The following is an 18779-nucleotide window of genomic DNA, read 5'->3' on the forward strand; positions in this document are numbered from 1 at the left end:
TCAGTCGACATCATCGTCAACTGCCCCACCACCATCGCGAGCAAGCTCGCTCCCACAAGGGTTGCATCATCCACCGGCCATCAGTTCAACAGCACTTGGGCCCACCCTTGCCGCCGTAACGGGCCTCCTGGCGTTCGCGAAAGAACGCCTCGTAGTCCATCATCGGTTTGTCCGGGTGCTTGGTTTGCATGTGCTCGACGTAGTTGTCGTAGTCGGGCATGCCGACCATCAGGCGGGCGGCCTGACCGAGGTATTTACCCAGGCGACTCAAGTCATTGAACATTGTTGCAATCCTCTATCAAGCGTCCGGCAGGGCCTGGAATGGCGCTTCCTTGTCCGTGCGTTCCTTGGTGCCCCAGGCAGCGATGCCGACCTTGAGCGCGTAGAACAGGATGCTGAAGACCACGAACAGGAACAACACCGTCAGCGTTGCGTTGGTGTAGGCGTTGAACACCACGTGCTGCATCTGCTCGATGCTCTTGGCCGGGGCCAGGATCTGGCCGGCGGCCAGGGCATCGTTGTATTTGCGCGCCAGGGCCAGGAAGCCGATCGCCGGGTTGGCGTCGAACAGCTTGATCAGGCCCGCGGTGGTGGTGCAGATCAGCAACCAGGCCGCCGGCAGCAGCGTGACCCAGACGTAGCGCTGGCGCTTCATCTTGATCAGCACCACGGTGCCGAGCATCAGGGCGATACCGGCCAGCATCTGGTTGGAGATGCCGAACAGCGGCCACAAGGTGTTGATGCCGCCCAGCGGATCGATCACGCCCTGGTACAGCAAGTACCCCCACAGCGCCACGCAGCCTGCGGTGGCGATCAGATTGGCCGGCCAGGATTCGGTGCGCTTGAGCGAAGGCACGAACGAGCCGAGCAAGTCCTGGAGCATGAACCGCCCGGCACGGGTGCCGGCGTCCACGGCCGTGAGGATGAACAGCGCTTCGAACAGGATCGCGAAGTGGTACCAGAACGCCATGGTGTTCTCACCCGGCAGCACCGAGTGCAGGATCTGCGCGATCCCCACCGCCAGGGTCGGCGCACCGCCGGCACGGGCCAGCACGGTGGTCTCGCCGATGTCCTTGGCCACCGCCTGCAGCGCCTCGGGCGTGATGGCAAAACCCCAACTGCTGACGGTCTGGGCCACGGCCACCACGTCACCGCCGACGATGGCCGCCGGGCTGTTCATGGCGAAGTACACGCCCGGCTCGATCACCGACGCGGCCACCATGGCCATGATCGCCACGAAGGACTCCATCAGCATGCCGCCGTAACCGATGTAGCGGGCGTTGGTTTCGTTATCCAAAAGCTTGGGCGTGGTGCCCGACGAGATCAGCGCATGGAAGCCCGAGACCGCGCCGCAGGCGATGGTGATGAACAGGAACGGGAACAGCCCGCCCTTCCACACCGGCCCGGTGCCGTCGGTGAACTGGGTCAGCGCCGGCATTTTCAGCTCGGGCATGGTGACCAGGATGCCGATGGCCAGGGCGACGATGGTGCCGATCTTGAGGAAGGTCGACAGGTAGTCCCGCGGGGCCAGGATCAGCCACACCGGCAGCACCGCCGCGACGAAACCGTAGCCAATCAGCATCCAGGTGATCTGGATCCCGGTGAAGGTGAAGGCCTTGGCCCAGACCGGGTCGGCGGCGATTTGCCCGCCCAGCCAGATCGAACCCAGCAGCAACAGCACGCCGATGAGCGAGATCTCACCGATGCGGCCCGGGCGGATGTAGCGCATGTACAGGCCCATGAACATCGCGATCGGGATGGTCGCCATCACCGTGAAGATGCCCCACGGGCTCTCGGCCAGGGCCTTGACCACGATCAGCGCCAGCACCGCGAGGATGATGATCATGATCAGGAAGCAGCCGAACAGCGCGATGGTGCCGGGGATACGGCCCATTTCCTCGCGCACCATGTCGCCCAGGGAGCGACCGTTGCGGCGCGTGGACAGGAACAGGACCATGAAGTCCTGCACGGCACCGGCCAGCACCACGCCGGCGATCAGCCAGAGCGTGCCGGGCAGGTAGCCCATCTGCGCCGCCAGCACCGGCCCGACCAGCGGCCCCGCGCCGGCAATGGCCGCGAAGTGGTGGCCGAAGAGGATGTGCTTGTTGGTCGGGACGTAGTCCAGGCCATCGTTGTTGAGCACGGCGGGGGTGGCCCGGCGCGCATCGAGTTGCATCACGTTGTTGGCGATGAAGAGGCTGTAGTAGCGGTAGGCGACCAGGTAGATGGCCACGGCGGCGACGACGATCCAGAGGGCGTTGATCGCCTCGCCTCGGCGCAATGCCACGACGCCCAGGGCGCACGCGCCTACGACGGCCAGCAGTAGCCAGGGCAGATGGCGCAGCAGGCTATTATTGTTTTTCATTTTTATATTCCAGCCAGGGTGGACAAGAAAGGTAGCCATTGGAGTTTAGCGCTAACCCGGGCAAAGGCCATACTCGACATTCGTCTGTCTGTTGCCGAACGGTGACGATGCCCCGTCAGTTGGGTCTATAGTCAATGAATCTTCAGAGGGAATGCGTCATGAGCGAGCGTCGCCGCTTCGTACGAGTTGATTTCCATGCCAGGACCGAGCTGAGCCAAGGCCCCTATATCTGGTCGGTGGAACTGCTGGACCTGTCCCTCAAGGGGCTGCTGATCAAGAAGCCCGAACCCTGGCTTGGCGATCCCGAAAAATCCTTCATGGCCGATATCCATTTGAGTCCCGATGCCGAGATCAAAATGGAAGTTCGCCTGGCCCATGATGACCATGGTCACCTGGGCTTCGTCTGCGAGCATATCGACCTGGCATCCATCGCACACCTGCGCCGATTGATAGCGCTGAACCTGGGCGACCATGATGAGCTGGAGCGGGAATTGGCGGCGTTGATCCAGACTTGAGCCGCCATCCCCTTGGCGAGAGATTCATGTGGGAGCAAGGCTTGCCCGCGATGGCTGCAATGCGGCCCTCCAAAATCGAGTCGCCTGCATCGCGAGCAAGCTTTGCTCCCACATACAGTCCTTGCGCAATTGCCAGTGTTATTCGAACAACGCATCCAATGCCTGTTCCAGACGGGTCACCGCGATAATCTGCAACCCCGGCGGCGCCTCCTTCGGCGCGTTCCCCTTGGGCACGATGGCGCGCTTGAAACCGTGCTTGGCCGCTTCCTTGAGCCGCTCCTGCCCGCTGGGCACCGGTCGCACTTCCCCCGACAAGCCCACTTCGCCAAACACCAGCAAATCATGGGGCAGCGGCCGGTTGCGCAGACTGGACATGACCGCCGCCATCAACGCCAGGTCGGACGCGGTCTCCAGTACCTTGACCCCGCCCACGACGTTGAGGAACACGTCCTGGTCGTGAGTCGGAATCCCGCCGTGTCGGTGCAACACCGCCAGTAGCATGGCCAGCCGATTCTGATCCAGGCCCAGGGTGACCCGCCGTGGGTTCGCCAAGTGGCTGTCATCCACCAGCGCCTGCACTTCCACCAACATCGGCCGGGTCCCTTCCCACGTCGCCATGACCACACTGCCCGGGACTTCTTCCTGGGCACGCGTCAGAAAGATCGCCGAGGGGTTCGAGACTTCTTTCAGGCCCCTGTCGGTCATGCCGAACACGCCCAATTCATTGACGGCACCAAAGCGGTTCTTCACCGCCCGGAGCAAACGCAGGCGGCCATCGGATTCGCCTTCGAAATACAACACGGTATCGACCATGTGCTCCAACACCCGTGGTCCCGCCAACGCACCTTCCTTGGTGACGTGGCCCACGAGGAAAATCGCCGTGCCGCTCTGCTTGGCATAACGCACCAGCAACGCCGCGCTTTCTCGCACCTGGGACACGCCGCCCGGGGCCGATTGCAGCTGTTCGGTGAAAATGGTCTGGATCGAGTCGATCACCATCACCTTGGGCTTTTCCACGCGCGCGGTGGCGATGATGGTCTCGATGCAGGTCTCGGTCATGACCCGCAACTGGTCCTGGGGCAAGCCCAGGCGCCGGGCGCGCATGGCGACCTGCTGCTGGGACTCTTCGCCAGTGACGTACAGCGCCGGCATGCGGGTGGCGAGGTTGCACAAGGTTTGCAGCAGGATGGTGGATTTGCCGATGCCCGGGTCCCCACCGATCAGCACCACCGAACCGTCCACCAGGCCGCCGCCCAGCACCCGGTCCAGTTCGCCGGACGCGGTGGAAAATCGCGGGATTTCTTCAACGCTGACTTCGGCCAGGGTCTTGATCTGCGCCTGCTGACCGGCCCAGCCCGTACGCCCGGTGGGGGCCGCCGCGCCGCCGCTTTCCACCATGGTTTCGGTCAGGGTGTTCCAGGCCCCGCATTCGCTGCATTGGCCGGCCCATTTGGGAAAGGTCGAGCCGCACTCGGTGCAGCCGTACATGCGCTTTGCCTTGGCCATCTGAACTCCGGGGTAAAAACCGCGATGATAGCCCAGGCAGTGGCTAGCGCGGGGCCGGCATTCTGATTTCGCCCTTGGACAGATCCATTGCGGTATTACCCAATGGGTCCTGGGCCTGCAGATCCGCCCCCTTGGCCTTCAAGGCGTCGAGCAATTCGGTGCGCTTGAACAGCCCGGCGTACATCGCGGCGGTCTGTCCGGCGCCGTTGCGTTGGTCCGGGCTGCAATCGGTGGACAGCAAGCGACGGGCAATCTGCACTTCGCCCTTGAAAATGGCGCCCATCAGCGCCGTATTGCCGCGTTTGTCCTGGGCACAGGCATCGGCCCCCGCGGCCAGCAACCGCTCCACCGCCGGAGCGTGGCCGTGATAAGCCGCCAGAATCAGCGCGGTGTAGCCCTTCTCATCCCGGGTATCGAGCGAATAACCGGCCTCGATAAACGTATCGAGCATCGGCACATCGCCCCGGCGAGCGGCGTCGAAATAATAGTTTTGCAACTGTTCCTGGACCGCAGCCGGTTCGGTGGGTATTGGCTGATCGGCCAGTACGCTCAGTGACCAGGTCGCAAGCATCGACAAAAAGAATTTACCCATCATGACGTCTCCCCATGACTCAAGACTGTGGAGCAGGGTTGTGGAGCAAGGCTTGCCCGCGATGCAGACGACTCGGTCTGGCTTCCGACCCCGGCGTCCGCCTCGCGAGCAAGTCTTGCTCCCACAGGTTATGCACCTGCCGGCGGTGGATCAGTCAGTCAGTTTTTCCGCCAGAGCCTTGACCCGGGCCAAGTCACCTTTGGCAACACGGGCCACGCCAGTGCCGTACTCAGGGTCAGCCTTGTAGAGGAACGACAGGATGATGTGCTTGCTCTCGTCATCGGTGGTCGCCAAAGAACCACCAAAGCTTTCGATCAGGTCATCACGTTCTTTCTTGCTGAACGAACGATACAAATCACCGGCCTGCTTGAAGTTCTGCTCGCGCTGGATTTTCGCCTGCTGGGTGCTGCCACTCAGCGCGGCCTGGCTGTAGCGTGCCGCCTGCGGTTCTTCACGAGGCGTCAGGCGGCTCGGCTGGTAATTCACGCCGGTGCTGGTGCTGCCTGGGTTCATCGCACCGTCCTGGTTACCGTTGTTCACCGCCACCTTGGGGGCGTTGATCGGCAATTGCAGGGCATTGGCGCCTAGGCGGTACATCTGCGTATCGGCATAGGAAAACACCCGTCCCTGGAGCAGACGGTCCTCGGAAGGCTCGATGCCTGGCACCAGATTCGCTGGCGCCATCGCCACCTGCTCGGTTTCCTGGAAGACATTCGCCGGATTGCGGTTCAAGACCATTTGCCCGACCTTGCGCTCAGGCACGCCCGGCCAGATCTTGGTCGCATCCAGTGGGTCGAAGTCGAACTTGGCAAGGTCTTGTGGATTGAGCACCTGGACGTACAAGTCCCACTTCGGGAAGTCGCCCTTATTAATGTGACTCACCAGATCATTGGTCATATGGCTGTAATCCTGACCCTGAACTTTCACAACTTCTTTCGGATCGAGATTTTTCAAGCCCTGCAAACTTTTCCAATGAAACTTCACGTAATGAACGTCACCCTTGGCGTTAATCAGCTTGTAGGCATGCACACCGTTACCGTCCATTTCACGGTAACTGGCCGGTGTGCCGGAGTTGGAATACAACTCGGTCAGGGTACGGGTCGACTCTGGAACATGGGAGAAGAAATCGAAACGGCGCGAATCATCGTCAAGGTTGGTCCGCGGGTCGGGTTTGAACGCGTGGACCATGTCCGGAAACTTGATGGCATCGCGAATGAAGAAAGTCGGGAAGTTGTTGCCCACCAAGTCCCAGTTACCGTCGGCAGTGTAGAACTTGGTGGCGAAGCCACGGGGGTCGCGCAGGGTTTCCGGCGAATGATTACCGTGCACCACGGCCGAAAAACGTACGAACACCGGGGTGACCTGGCCTGCGGCGAAGACCTTGGCCTTGGTCAGGTCGCTGAGATCGTCGGACACCGTAAATGTGCCATGGGCACCGGTACCACGGGCATGCACCACGCGCTCGGGGATGCGTTCACGATCGAAGCGCTGGAGCTTCTGGATCAACTGCACGTCTTGCAGCAGGGTCGGACCGTTGGGACCTGCCGTCTGCGAATTCTGGTTATCGCCGACCGCCGCACCGTTGTCCCGCGTGAGGGTGGCCGCGTTGACAGACAAGGATAGAAGGCTCGCGGTCAGCACAAAAAGAGCGCGGCGATGGGAATAAGCCCCGTGGCCAAGAGAAGTGTTCATAGGCATGTTCCTCTGATGTTATAGAGCGCATCCATGTGCGCCATCCAGAGGCTAGTGCCGGGGAAAGAAAAACCTAAATAGAAATGCCGTACCGTACCGATAGAAAAAACGTTATAGGGCCCCGGGCCGAAACCGCGTATCACGCGCGATTGATGGCACTTTGTAAACTTTTCATCCGAGCCCCGGTCGATAACTGAAGCTTTGTAAGCAGGCGTTTCGAGCAAGACTCGTTGGGCTGATTTACACTGCCACTCATCTTTCATCTGTTACAAGGAATAACTCATGGGCGTGCTAAGCGAGTTCAAGGCCTTCGCGGTCAAAGGCAATGTCGTCGACATGGCCGTCGGGATCATCATCGGTGCCGCTTTCGGCAAGATCGTTTCGTCATTCGTGGGCGACGTGGTCATGCCGCCGATCGGCCTGCTGATCGGTGGCGTGGATTTCAGTGACCTGGCCATCACCCTCAAGGCCGCCCAGGGTGATGCGCCTGCCGTGGTGCTGGCCTACGGTAAATTCATCCAGAGCACCATCGACTTCATCATCGTGGCGTTCGCCATTTTCATGGGCGTCAAGGCCATCAACCGCCTCAAGCGTGAAGAAGCCGTAGCCCCCAGCGCGCCCCCGGTTCCGACCAAGGAAGAGCTGTTGCTGAGCGAGATTCGCGACCTGCTCAAGGCTCAGAACGAGCGGCCCTGAGCCTACCAGTAGTTTTCCACCGCCACCTGGCCCGGACGACGGGTCAGGCTCAGTTGCAGGCCCCTGGCCTTGAGCAGCTTGCGCGTGTCGTCGATCATTTGCGGGTTGCCACACAGCATCACCCGCGAATACTCCGGTGTCAGTGCTACACCGGCCGCGCGCTCCAACTCGCCGTTGTCGATCAACGTGGTAATGCGCCCACTGAGCGCCCCCGGGTGCTGCTCACGGGTGACGGTCGCAATGAAACGAAACTTGTGAGCGTACTCGGCCAGGTAGTCGCGCTGGGGCAGTTCCTTGATCAGGTCCTGATACGCCAACTCCCGCGCCTCGCGCACGCTGTACACCAGGATGATCCGCTCGAATTTTTCCCAGGCCTCGAAATCCTGGAGGATCGAAAGAAACGGCGCCACACCCGTCCCCGTGGACAGCAACCACAAATCCCGGCCATCGACGAAGCGGTCCAGCGTCAGGTAGCCAAAGGCCTGGCGATCCACCAACAGTTCGTCACCCGGCCGCAGGCGGCTGAGTTCGCTGGTGAATTCGCCATCGGGAACCACGATGGAAAAGAACTCGAGGAACTCGTCGAAGGGCGACGACACCATGGAGTACGCCCGCCAGACGGTGGTGCCGTCCGCCTTGGCGACGCCCAGCCGGGCGAACTGACCCGCCCGGAAGCGAAAGCCGCGATCCCGGGTCGTGCGTAACGTAAACAAATGAGACGTCACTGGCTGGACATCAAGCAAGGTTTGTCGGGTGAACTTCTCTGCGCTGTCGGTCATGAGCCACTCCCAGGGGACAAGAGGTGCAGTGTCCCGCAAAGTGAGCGTCTTCACCACCGACAGCAAGTAATGGCATTTTAGCTACAGTCGCCGCCTTCTTTGATAAATCCTTCACTGAACTTATACAAAGTTATAGCCATGTAAAATAAACCAGATAAAAATTTACTCCTTAGATATTTCCAAATGTAAGCAATCTAAAAAAAACCCACTGCAAGTTAGGAATAGTCCTACACTAAAATTTCGCATCATGGATTGGATCCGCATGGACGAATCAACCCAGGAGAACGCGATGGACAGGTGGAAGGACTTGTTACTGAGAAAGCTATCCTGTGAAAAAGACCTGCAGACGGCCTATCGTCTGGTATTGAATTTCTTTAACAATCAGGGATTTGAATATTGCGCATTTGCAGCCTATCTCGGAAGCCCCGACAAACACACCAGCAAGGTGAACCTGAATAACTACCCTTATGGATGGGACCGGCTTTATGAACAAAACGGTTATGCGTCGAGCGATCCATTAGTAGCACATTGCAATCAATCACCGCTCCCGATCTTGTGGGACGAGACTGTTTTCGCTCAGGCCCCCAAGTTATGGCGAGAACTTAATCGACAGGGACTCAAGTACGGCTGGACCCAGGCCGTTCATGACGACCAAGGGGCACAGTGCAGCCTGTTCAGCCTTGCAAGAACCCATTGTCCCATTGATATCGAGGAACACTATGGCAATCTCGGCTACGCCATCTTTGCCAGTCAAAAGCTGCATGCGCTCGCCAGTAAAAAACTGTCTGACGCCATCGTAGTCAAGCAAAACTATCACTTGTCGCCGAGAGAAATCGAAGTACTGAGGTGGTCGGCCGAAGGCAAGACGGCTTCGGAAGTGGGCAGGATTCTCTGCCTTTCCGAACGAACCGTGAATTTCCATGTGTGCAGTTGCATGCGAAAACTGAACGTCAGCAATAAAATTTCAGCGGTGGCCAAGGCTGCCCAGATCCATGTGATCTGACCCGTGGCGCGGCACTGCCGAGCTGAAAAACCTGCGAGTAATGTGCAACAAAAAAACGTACCATTTACGGTCCCTCTTGAATGATGCCGCTTTCTTACACGCGACGCAGTTCATTCAGGCGGTCCCGCACAGACACCTGCCTCCAGGCAGCGGGACATTCGTTGATTTCCAGAGTCCCCAGCCATGCCCCTGTTTGACAGCCCTTTTGCCCAACTCGACCTGATCCGCCAACCCGAACAGCAGAACGAACCGCTGCAAGCCTTCGATGCGGCCGATGAATACCTGCTCGCGTATCTGGCCGAGCAACAACCGGCCGCGCAGACTCGGGTCCTGGTGCTCAATGACGGCTTCGGCGCCCTGGCTGCCAGCCTGGCCGGCAGCGTCCTGGTGACCAGCAGCGGTGATTCTTTCCTGGCATTGCAGGCACTGGAGAAAAACCTGGTGCGCAATGGCCGGCCCTTCGATGCGGTGCCAACGCTGCCCGCCAGCGAACCGTTGACCGGCCCGTTCGATCGCGTCCTGATCAAAGTACCGAAAACCCTGGCCCTGCTGGAGGAACAACTGATTCGCCTGCAAGGCCAACTGGCGCCGAGCGCCCAGGTGATCGCCGGGGCCATGATCAAGCACCTGCCCCGGGCCGCCGGCGATTTGCTGGAGCGTTACATCGGCCCGGTGCAAGCCTCCCTGGCGGTGAAAAAAGCGCGGCTGTTGATCGCCACACCGTCCACCGCCTCTTCACCCGGCAGTACGCCGGCCGTGTCGCCCTACCCCACGCGCTACTGGCTGGACGAGCCGAAGATCGAACTGCTCAACCACGCCAACGTGTTCTGCCGCGAAGGCCTGGACATCGGCACGCGGGCGTTCCTGCCACATTTGCCGAAAAACCTCGGCACGGCCCGGGTCGCGGACCTGGGCTGCGGCAATGGCGTGCTGGCCATCGCCAGTGCCCTGCAAAACCCCGAGGCCCGCTACACCCTGGTGGACGAGTCGTATATGGCCGTGCAATCGGCGGCAGAGAACTGGCGTGCGGCCCTCGGCGACCGCGAAGTGACGATCCGGGCCGGCGATGGCCTGGCCGGACAAGAAGCGCAGTCACTGGATGTGGTGTTGTGCAACCCGCCCTTCCACCAGCAGCAGGTGGTGGGTGACTTCCTCGCCTGGCGCATGTTTCAGCAGGCTCGCGAAGCGTTGGTGGTGGGCGGCGCGCTGTACATCGTCGGCAACCGGCACCTGGGCTACCACAGCAAACTGGCGCGGTTGTTCCGAGGCGTCGAGCAAGTGGCCGCCACACCGAAATTCGTGATTCTCAAAGCCCGCAAATAGATCGTCCGCTGCGGGAGCGAAGCCCGCTCCCGCAGGGAAATCAGTGGGTGGTCAGCCCCGCGGCATTCATGAACATCCGCATCAGGCTGGCGACGATGAACAACGCCAGCACACTGCCAGCCCAGATCAACGCCAGCCAGCCGAGCCGCTGCCAGAGAGGCTTGCGTTCGGCGGCCTCGATGTCTTTCAAGTCAGGTTTGGCCATGCTCGACGCCCTCAATGGTAGCCGTCGTCATGGGTCACCTTGCCGCGGAACACGTAGTAGCTCCAGAAGGTGTACACCAGGATCAACGGAATGATGAACAGCGTGCCCACCAGCATGAAGCCTTGGCTCTGGGGCGGTGACGAGGCGTCCCAGATCGAGATGGACGGCGGCACGATATTCGGCCACAGGCTGATGCCCAAGCCGCTGTAGCCGAGGAAGATCAGCACCAGGGTCAGGATGAAGGGCGTGTAGTTGGCATTGCGGGCCACCGCGCGAAACAAACCGTACATGGTCACCAGCACCAGGATCGGCACCGGCAGGAACCAGAACAGGTTCGGCAATGTGAACCAGCGGGCCGCGATGTCCGCGTGGGCCAGCGGCGTCCAGATGCTGACGATACCGATCACGGCCAGCACCACGAACGCCAGCGGCCGGGCCAGGTCATGCATCTGCTCTTGCAACTTGCCTTCGGTCTTCATGATCAGCCAGGTGCAGCCGAGCAACGCGTAGGCCGCGATCAGCGCCAGGCCACAGAACACCGTGAATGGCGTGAACCAGTCCAGGGAACCGCCGGCGAACTGGCGATTGACCACTTCAAAGCCGTCGATGAACGCCCCCAGCGCCACGCCCTGGAAGAAAGTGGCCGTCAGCGAACCGCCAATGAATGCCTTGTCCCAGAGGTGGCGCTTCTCAGCCTTGGCCTTGAAGCGGAACTCGAAGGCCACGCCGCGGAAGATCAGGCCGATGAGCATCAGGATCAACGGCAGGTACAGCGCCGACAGCACCACCGAGTAGGCCAACGGAAACGCCCCGAACAGCCCGGCACCGCCCAGCACCAGCCAGGTTTCGTTGCCGTCCCAGACCGGTGCCACGGTGTTCATCATGACATCACGGTCGCGCTCGCCCTTGACGAAGGGGAAGAGGATGCCAATCCCCAGGTCGAAGCCGTCCATGATCACGTACATCATGATGCCGAAGATGATGACCACGGCCCAGATCAGCGGAAGATCAATACCCATGACTCAATTCCCCTTGTTCGAGCGGTTGTTGTGGTCCACATCGTCGTCGCCTTCGTTGGCGGCCGACAATGGCCGGGCCGGGGTGCGTTTCTGGCCGGGCCCGCCATCGGTCGGCTCGGCTTCGTGAGCCTCCGGTCCCTTGCGTACCAGGCGCATCATGTAGCTCAGGCCTGCACCGAACAGGGCGAAATACACCACGACAAACAACACCAGGGTGATACTCATCTGCGCAAAGCTATGGCCGGACGAAGCATCGGCGGTGCGCATCAAGCCGTAGACCACCCAGGGCTGACGGCCGATTTCGGTGGTGAACCAACCCGCCAGTATCGCGATCAAGCCGGACGGTCCCATCCACAGCACCATGTGCAGGAACGGCCTGGACTGATAGAGCCTGTCGTTGCGGCGCAACCAAAGGCTGCACAGGCCGGTGAAGATCATCAGCAGGCCCAGGCCGACCATGACCCGGAACGACCAGAATACGATGGTCGAATTGGGCCGGTCTTCAGGTGGAAACTCCTTCAGGGCCGGCACCTGCTTGTCCAGGCTGTGGGTCAGGATCAGGCTGCCCAGGTAGGGAATCTCCACCGCGAACTTGGTCCGTTCCTCCTTCATGTCCGGCAGGCCGAACAGGATCAGTGGGGTCGGTTCGTTGCCGACGTTCTCCCAATGGCCTTCGATGGCCGCGATCTTCGCCGGCTGATGCTTGAGGGTGTTGAGTCCGTGGAAGTCGCCAATGACCGCCTGTATCGGCGCCACCAGCAGCGCCATCCACATCGCCATCGACAGCATCCGGCGGATGGCCGGGTTATCGCGGCCGCGCAGCAAGTGCCAGGCCGCCGACGAGCCGACGAAGAACGCCGTGGCGACAAACGCCGCGGTGGACATGTGCAGCAATCGATAAGGAAACGAGGGGTTGAACACCACCGCCAGCCAGTCCACCGGGATCACCCGGCCGTCGATGATTTCGTAGCCCTGGGGGGTCTGCATCCAGCTGTTGGAGGACAGGATCCAGAAGGTCGAGATCAGGGTGCCGATCGCCACCATGACCGTGGAAAAGAAATGCAGCCCACGGCCGACGCGGTTCCAGCCAAACAACATCACGCCCAGGAAACCCGCTTCGAGGAAGAACGCCGTGAGCACCTCGTAGGTGAGCAAGGGGCCGGTCACCGCGCCGGCGAAGTCCGAAAAGCGGCTCCAGTTGGTCCCGAACTGATAGGCCATGACCAACCCGGACACCACCCCCATGCCGAAGTTGACGGCAAAGATTTTCGACCAGAAGTGGTACAGGTCGCGGTAGGTATCATCGCGGGTCTTGAGCCACAACCCCTCGAGCACCGCCAGGTAACTCGCCAGGCCGATGGTGATGGCCGGGAACAGGATGTGGAACGAGATCGTGAACGCGAACTGGATTCGGGCGAGATCGAGCGCCTCCAAACCGAACATAAGTCTTCCTCTGTCAGGTAAAACCGGCTGCGGGCGGGGCTTGCATCGGGCCCCAGGGATATGGAGTGCGATGCTTTTCAAATCGTTCTTTTTATAACCGTCACAACGCAGGACTCTGGCCGGATGGCCGCCAGCCCAACGCCCCGAAGGGTATTGATCTGGATCAAGCAATGCTCAAAGAGTAGTCGCAATCTTGCCGATGGACGGCGTGGTCTTTTGTCGCGTGACAGGTTGTCTCAGGAGTTGACGCCAATGGAAATCTTTTGTGGCGAGGGGATTTATCCCCGCTGGGCTGCGAAGCAGACCCACCCATTTCAGCCAGAATCCAATTGGCGAGCGCTACGCACTCGAACGGGGATAAATCCCCTCGCCACAATAAATCCCCTCTTCACAGGAATCGCGCATCGCGCAAAATCGATGCTTGGCTAACTATTTTTTCCAACGGGCGTAATTTCCGGTTACAGCTCGGCGATAATCTCGATGCCTTCATCACCGGACCCGCCCTAGATGCCCAGTCAAGCGCCGCTGCTGCTCCGTCACCATCGTCCCTTCATCGCCTTCTGGCTGGCCCGGATATTCACCGCCAGCGGCTTCCAGATGCTCACCGTGGCCATCGGCTGGAACCTCTATCAACTGACCGGCAACGTCCTGGACCTGGGCCTGGTGGGGTTGGTGGAGTTTGCCCCGCGCGTGCTGTTCATGCTCCATACCGGGCATGTGGCGGACCGCTATGACCGGCGCAAGGTCGCGGCCATTTGCCAATCATTGCAGGCCATGATTGCCCTGGCGCTGGCGATTGGCAGCGCCACCGACAACGTCACACGGGAGATGATCTTCATCCTCGCCTTCCTGCTGGGCGCCGCTCGCTCCTTCGAAATGCCGACCACCCAGGCGTTGCTGCCGAGCATCGTGCCGGCGAGCCTGTTTCCCCGCGCCGTGGCCGCCGCGCAATCGGCCCAGCAATCGGCCACCATCGTCGCGCCGGCACTCGGCGGCTTGCTCTACGCCTTCGGCAGCGTCTGGGTCTATGGGCCGACGGTGCTGCTCTACATCATCGCCTGCTGCCTGATGCTCAACCTGCCCGCCCGGCAGACGCCACTGAACAAAGGCAAGGCGACCTTGGATTCTTTGCTGGCCGGGATTCGCTTCATTCGCAGCCGCCCGGACATTCTCGGGGCGATCTCCCTGGACCTGTTCGCGGTGTTGCTCGGCGGCGCGACGGCGCTGCTGCCGGTGTTCGCCAAGGACATCCTGCTCACCGGCCCCTGGGGCTTGGGCCTGTTGCGTTCGGCACCGGCGGTCGGGGCCCTGCTGATGTCGTTGTGGCTGGCGCGGTTTGCCGTGGAGCGCAAGGTCGGTCGGGTAATGTTCACCGCCGTGGGCGTATTCGGCGTCGCCACCATTGCCTTCGGCCTTTCCACCTCGTTCTGGTTTTCCCTGGCGGTGCTGGTGGTGCTAGGCGCGGCAGACATGATCAGCATGGTGATCCGTGCCTCGTTCGTGCAACTGGAAACCCCGGATGAAATGCGCGGCCGGGTCAGCGCGGTGAACGGGCTGTTCATCGGCGCGTCGAACCAGCTGGGCGAGTTCGAATCCGGCCTCACCGCCCACTGGTTCGGCACCGTGCCGGCGGTGGTCATGGGCGGTGTCGGTACGCTGCTGGTGACCGGGACCTGGATCAAGCTGTTCCCGACCCTGGCCAACCGTGACCGGATGCACGAACCGGTGGATGAAGCAAAAGCCTAGGTTTGGACGAAAAGTCGCCGAGCGGCGATCAGGCAAGGCGAAAACAGGCGAGGAAGCGGAGTTGACTGGCTGTCAATGAGCATTCCGAGCCTGTTTTCAACGCAGCATGATCGTCGCGCAGGCACTTTTCGTACAAAGCCTAGAGCAACTTGTCGAGGGTGATGGGGAAGTCCCGCACCCGCTTGCCAGTGGCGTGGTAAATCGCATTGGCCACCGCCGCGGCCACCCCGACGACGCCGATTTCGCCGACGCCCTTGGACCCGAGCGCATTGACGATTTCGTCCTGTTCCTCGACGAAAATCACCTCGATATCACCGATGTCGGCGCTGACCGGCACATGATACTCCGCCAGGTTGTGGTTCATGTGACGCCCCAGGGCGTGATCGGTCAGGGTTTCTTCGTGCAGGGCCATGCCGACGCCCCACACCACGCCACCGAGAATCTGGCTGCGGGCGGTTTTCGGGTTGACGACCCGCCCGGCGGCAATGGCGCTGACCACTCGGTTGACCCTCACCGTTCCCAAGTCCTCATCCACCCACACTTCGACAAACACCGCCGAATGAGTAGCCGTGGCGTAGGCCTGGCGTTTTGCATCCGGCTCGGCGGTGACCTGGGCCTGCAACGGCGTCTCGCCACTTTTTTGCGCCAGCTCCGCTAACGCCACGCTCGCTTCGCCCAGCCGCAGTTGGCCATCGGCAAACGTCACTTGCTCAAGGGTCGCGCCACCGAAGGCCGGACAGGCCTGGCGGGCCACGGCCAGGAGTTTTTCCTTCAGCGCTTCACAGGCCTGCTGCACGGCGCTGCCCACCGACGAGACGGTGAACGAACCACCCTGCAGCGGCGCAGTGGGCAGCGACGAATCCCCCAGGACAAACGTGACGTCCTCAAGGGAAACGCCTGACGCCTCGGCGGCAATCTGGGTCATGACCGTGTAGGTCCCGGTGCCGATGTCCGTGGTGGCGCTGCTGACGGTCAGCTTGCCATTTGTATCCAGAGAGGCTTGGGCACTGGCCTTCTGCTGCATGGCTTCCCACACGCCACCGGCCATGCCCCAGCCCACCAGTTGCCGGCCTTCACGCATGCTGCGTGGTTCCGGGTTGCGCTTGTCCCAGCCGAAACGACGGGCACCTTGGGCATAACACTCACGCAGTTCCTTGCTGGAATACGGCTTGCCTTCGTTCTCGTTGCGTTCGGTGTAGTTGATCAAGCGCAGTTGGATCGGATCGATCGCCAGGGCACAGGCCAGTTCATCCATGGCGCATTCCAGGCCAATCAGCCCGAGGGCGGCACCGGGCGCGCGCATGTCCAAGGGCGTATAGACGTCCAGCGGCACCAACTTATAGGTCAACGCCACGTTGTCGCAGTGATAAAGCATGCCGCTCCACTCCACCACGTGTTCGGTGAAGTCCTCGAAACGCGAGGTCTGGCCTATAGCGGTGTGTGCCACAGCCAGCAAGCGACCGTTGGCCGCCGCCCCCAGTTGCACGCGCTGGAGGGTTCGCGGCCGATAGCCAAAGGTGAACATCTGCTGGCGCGTCAGGCTGACCCGCACCGAGCGCTTGAGGGCCAGTGCCGCCATCACGGCCAACGGCAATTGATACTGCGGGCGTAGCCCGGAACCGAAGGCGCCGCCGACAAACGCGGCAAACACCCGCACCTGTTCTTTCTCCAGGCCGAAGACCTTTTGCACATAGGCTTGGCAGTTCTGCGTGCCTTGGGTCTTGTCGTGGATGTGCAGGCTGCCATCAGGCTGATACAACACGGTGGAGGCGTGTGGCTCCATCGGGTTGTGGTGTTCGACCGGCGTGCTGTAGGACACATCCACGCTGAGCGCGGAGCTGGCGTACTCGCCCTGAAAATTCCCACGGGGCTGGGGCAGCTCAGCCGGTGCCGGATGGGCGTCATATTGCAAGGTGATCAGATCGGTCTGATGCGCCTCGGCGTCGTATTCGATTTCCACCAGCGAACCGGCATACCGGGCCAGCTCAAGGTTTTCCGCCACCACCAGGGCCAGCGGCTGGCCGCTGTAGAGCACCCGGTCGTTGTACAACGGCCGGAACGGCGAGCCGTCCGCCGCATCGGCATCCTGGTAGGGCTCGTCGTAGCTGGCAATCCTCGGCCGGTTGGTATGGTCGATGACCGCGACCACGCCGGGCAGTGCCAGGGCTCGGGACGCATCGATGCGCACTACGCGACCACGGGCGACCGTACCGGAGACGACGCTGCCGTGCAGCAAGCCGTCCTCGGGGTATTCAGCAGCGTAACGGGCCTGGCCCGTCACCTTGAGCAGGCCGTCGACCCGGTCAAGGGGTTGTCCTATGGATTTGCTCGGAGCGTTCATCAGGCGTGTCCTCCCTGGGGTGCGCAACCCAATGCGGCTTCACTCAAGGCACGGACAATCGCCCGGCGCGCCAGTCTGACTTTGAAGCCGTTGTGCTCCAGCGGCTCAGCGTTTTGCAGCAGCGCGTCGGCAGCGGCGGTGAAGGTTTCGCGGCTGACGGTCTGCCCGGTCAGCCAGCTCTCCACGGCACGGTCGCGCCAGGGTTTGTGCGCCACGCCCCCCAGGGCCAGGCGTGCCTGGCGAATCACCGGCCCGTCCAGCTCCAGCGCCGCCGCCACTGAGACCAGCGCAAAGGCGTAGGAAGCGCGATCACGGATCTTCAGGTAGTGGCTATGGTCGGCAAAACCGGCGGCAGGCAATTCGATAGCGGTGATCAGCTCATCGTCGGCCAGTTGGTTATCCCGCTCCGGGGCGTCGCCGGGCAGGCGATGGAAGTCGGCGAACTCGATGGTCCGCGCCCCACCCCGGCCCAGGACATGGACCACTGCTTCCAGGGCCGCCAAGGCCACGCACATGTCGGAAGGATGGGTGGCCACGCATTGATCGCTGGCACCGAAAATCGCGTGGATCCGGTTCAAACCGTTCCGGGCCGGGCAACCGCTGCCGGGTCGGCGTTTGTTGCACGGTACGCTCGCGTCATAGAAGTAGTAGCAACGGGTGCGTTGCAGCAGGTTGCCGCCGGTGCTGGCCATGTTGCGCAGTTGGGGCGAGGCACCCGCCAGGATGGCCTGGGCCAGCAGTGGATAACGGCGCTCGATCCACGGGTGCCAGGCCAGGTCGGCATTGCTCACCAGGGCCCCGATCATCACCCCGCCGGAAGGGGTTTCACTGAGGTCCGCCAGGGGCAACCCGGTGATGTCGATCAGGTGCTCGGGACGGGTGATATTTTCCTTCATCAGGTCCAGCAGGTTGGTGCCGCCGGCGATGAAGCGGGAAACCGGGCTCGACAAATCGACAGCGGCCTGCACGGTGTCGGGCTTGCTGTATTGGAAGGGATTCATTGATCACCTCCCTGCTGGCAAAGTGGCAGCGCTTCTTCGATGGCATCGCGAATGTTGGTATAGGCGCCGCAGCGGCACAGGTTGCCGCTCATCAGTTCGCTAATCTGCCCACGGGTCTGCGCCCGGCCCTCGTTGGCCAAGCCCACCGCCGAGCAGATCTGCCCTGGCGTGCAATAACCGCACTGGAACGCGTCGTGCTTGATGAAAGCCTGCTGCATGGGATGCAACTGGTCGTCGCTGGCCAGGCCTTCGACAGTGATCAGTTCTGCGCCGTCGCACATGACGGCCAGCGTAAGACAGGCGTTGATCCGCTTGCCGTCGCGCAGCACCGTGCAGGCACCGCATTGGCCGTGGTCGCAGCCTTTCTTGCTGCCCACCAGGTCCAACTGCTCGCGCAGCAGGTCCAGCAACGTGGTCCAGGCCAGCACTTGCAACTCTCGCACTTGGCCATTGAGGGTCAGACGGATCGGATGACGGACGAAGGACGCCTGCGTCGCTTCGGACAGGGTCGCGCTCATGGAACACCTCACGGTTGGTCGTACTCGCGGCGTTT

General features: G+C 61.6%; 17 protein-coding genes. 5 read left to right on the top strand and 12 right to left on the bottom strand.

Annotated features, from left to right (window positions below; translation table 11 throughout):
• Positions 1-85 precede the first annotated feature (85 nt).
• The gene (locus tag BLQ55_RS26875) at positions 86-283 is read right to left on the bottom strand and encodes a YbdD/YjiX family protein (protein ID WP_003182142.1); all 198 of its coding nucleotides are present in this window, start codon (positions 281-283) and stop codon (positions 86-88) included.
• A gap of 15 nt (positions 284-298) precedes the next feature.
• Positions 299-2365 carry a carbon starvation CstA family protein gene (locus BLQ55_RS26880; RefSeq protein ID WP_092258371.1) on the bottom strand — a complete coding sequence of 689 codons (2067 nt, stop codon included), beginning with the start codon at positions 2363-2365 and terminating at the stop codon, positions 299-301.
• Between the two features lie 158 nt (positions 2366-2523).
• Here BLQ55_RS26880 and BLQ55_RS26885 point away from each other — a divergent pair, with 158 nt between their 5' ends.
• The gene (locus tag BLQ55_RS26885; RefSeq protein ID WP_092205466.1) at positions 2524-2880 is read left to right on the top strand and encodes a PilZ domain-containing protein; all 357 of its coding nucleotides are present in this window, start codon (positions 2524-2526) and stop codon (positions 2878-2880) included.
• Between the two features lie 138 nt (positions 2881-3018).
• Here BLQ55_RS26885 and radA read toward each other — a convergent pair whose 3' ends face one another.
• The 3 genes from radA to katB all read right to left on the bottom strand — a co-directional run bounded on the left by radA (position 3019) and on the right by katB (position 6670).
• Entirely contained in the window at positions 3019-4386 is a 1368-nt protein-coding gene (gene radA / locus BLQ55_RS26890) for a DNA repair protein RadA (RefSeq protein ID WP_060740535.1), read from the bottom strand.
• A gap of 43 nt (positions 4387-4429) precedes the next feature.
• Positions 4430-4978: an ankyrin repeat domain-containing protein gene (locus BLQ55_RS26895; RefSeq protein WP_092258374.1), complete on the bottom strand. Its 549-nt coding sequence runs from the start codon at positions 4976-4978 to the stop codon at positions 4430-4432.
• 150 nt (positions 4979-5128) lie between these two features.
• Positions 5129-6670, bottom strand: coding sequence for a catalase KatB (gene katB, locus BLQ55_RS26900; protein WP_092205467.1), 1542 nt, complete (start codon positions 6668-6670; stop codon positions 5129-5131).
• 282 nt (positions 6671-6952) lie between these two features.
• On the opposite strand from katB, the gene mscL reads away from it, so the two are divergent.
• The gene (mscL, locus tag BLQ55_RS26905; protein ID WP_003205779.1) at positions 6953-7366 is read left to right on the top strand and encodes a large-conductance mechanosensitive channel protein MscL; all 414 of its coding nucleotides are present in this window, start codon (positions 6953-6955) and stop codon (positions 7364-7366) included.
• A gap of 2 nt (positions 7367-7368) precedes the next feature.
• Here mscL and BLQ55_RS26910 read toward each other — a convergent pair whose 3' ends face one another.
• Complete coding sequence (locus tag BLQ55_RS26910; protein WP_092258377.1) at positions 7369-8145, bottom strand: ferredoxin--NADP reductase; 777 nt, start codon at positions 8143-8145, stop codon at positions 7369-7371.
• Between the two features lie 262 nt (positions 8146-8407).
• Here BLQ55_RS26910 and BLQ55_RS26915 point away from each other — a divergent pair, with 262 nt between their 5' ends.
• Complete coding sequence (locus tag BLQ55_RS26915) at positions 8408-9148, top strand: autoinducer binding domain-containing protein (protein WP_256326653.1); 741 nt, start codon at positions 8408-8410, stop codon at positions 9146-9148.
• Between the two features lie 183 nt (positions 9149-9331).
• Positions 9332-10471 carry a methyltransferase gene (locus BLQ55_RS26920; RefSeq protein WP_092258380.1) on the top strand — a complete coding sequence of 380 codons (1140 nt, stop codon included), beginning with the start codon at positions 9332-9334 and terminating at the stop codon, positions 10469-10471.
• A gap of 40 nt (positions 10472-10511) precedes the next feature.
• Here BLQ55_RS26920 and BLQ55_RS26925 read toward each other — a convergent pair whose 3' ends face one another.
• From BLQ55_RS26925 to BLQ55_RS26935, 3 genes are read right to left on the bottom strand one after another with little or no spacing between them, the layout of a single operon-like run.
• Positions 10512-10676 carry a DUF2474 domain-containing protein gene (locus tag BLQ55_RS26925; RefSeq protein ID WP_003205785.1) on the bottom strand — a complete coding sequence of 55 codons (165 nt, stop codon included), beginning with the start codon at positions 10674-10676 and terminating at the stop codon, positions 10512-10514.
• Positions 10677-10687: 11 nt separating this feature from the next.
• Positions 10688-11695 carry a cytochrome d ubiquinol oxidase subunit II gene (gene cydB / locus BLQ55_RS26930; protein ID WP_053125566.1) on the bottom strand — a complete coding sequence of 336 codons (1008 nt, stop codon included), beginning with the start codon at positions 11693-11695 and terminating at the stop codon, positions 10688-10690.
• A gap of 3 nt (positions 11696-11698) precedes the next feature.
• Positions 11699-13138 (bottom strand): cytochrome ubiquinol oxidase subunit I, encoded by a 1440-nt coding sequence (locus tag BLQ55_RS26935; protein WP_092258383.1) that lies wholly within the window; start codon positions 13136-13138, stop codon positions 11699-11701.
• Positions 13139-13645: 507 nt separating this feature from the next.
• On the opposite strand from BLQ55_RS26935, the gene BLQ55_RS26940 reads away from it, so the two are divergent.
• On the top strand, positions 13646-14884 hold the full coding sequence (locus BLQ55_RS26940) for an MFS transporter (protein ID WP_092205471.1): 1239 nt from the start codon (positions 13646-13648) through the stop codon (positions 14882-14884).
• Between the two features lie 139 nt (positions 14885-15023).
• On the opposite strand, the gene BLQ55_RS26945 is transcribed toward BLQ55_RS26940, so the two are convergent.
• Genes BLQ55_RS26945 through BLQ55_RS26955 form a run of 3 tightly spaced genes read right to left on the bottom strand, consistent with a single transcriptional unit; the run spans position 15024 to position 18744 of the window.
• Positions 15024-17225 (bottom strand): xanthine dehydrogenase family protein molybdopterin-binding subunit, encoded by a 2202-nt coding sequence (locus BLQ55_RS26945; RefSeq protein ID WP_092258386.1) that lies wholly within the window; start codon positions 17223-17225, stop codon positions 15024-15026.
• Positions 17225-18226, bottom strand: a complete 1002-nt coding sequence (locus BLQ55_RS26950; RefSeq protein ID WP_092258389.1) for an FAD binding domain-containing protein — start codon at positions 18224-18226, stop codon at positions 17225-17227. Before BLQ55_RS26950 ends, BLQ55_RS26945 begins: the two co-directional genes overlap by 1 nt.
• A complete protein-coding gene (locus tag BLQ55_RS26955) occupies positions 18223-18744 on the bottom strand; it encodes a (2Fe-2S)-binding protein (protein WP_072348445.1) in 522 nt (173 codons plus the stop codon). Before BLQ55_RS26955 ends, BLQ55_RS26950 begins: the two co-directional genes overlap by 4 nt.
• Positions 18745-18779: the final 35 nt, after the last annotated feature.

This window comes from Pseudomonas sp. NFACC13-1 (genome assembly GCF_900104425.1).
Taxonomy (GTDB): Bacteria; Pseudomonadota; Gammaproteobacteria; order Pseudomonadales; family Pseudomonadaceae; genus Aquipseudomonas; species Aquipseudomonas fluorescens_AA.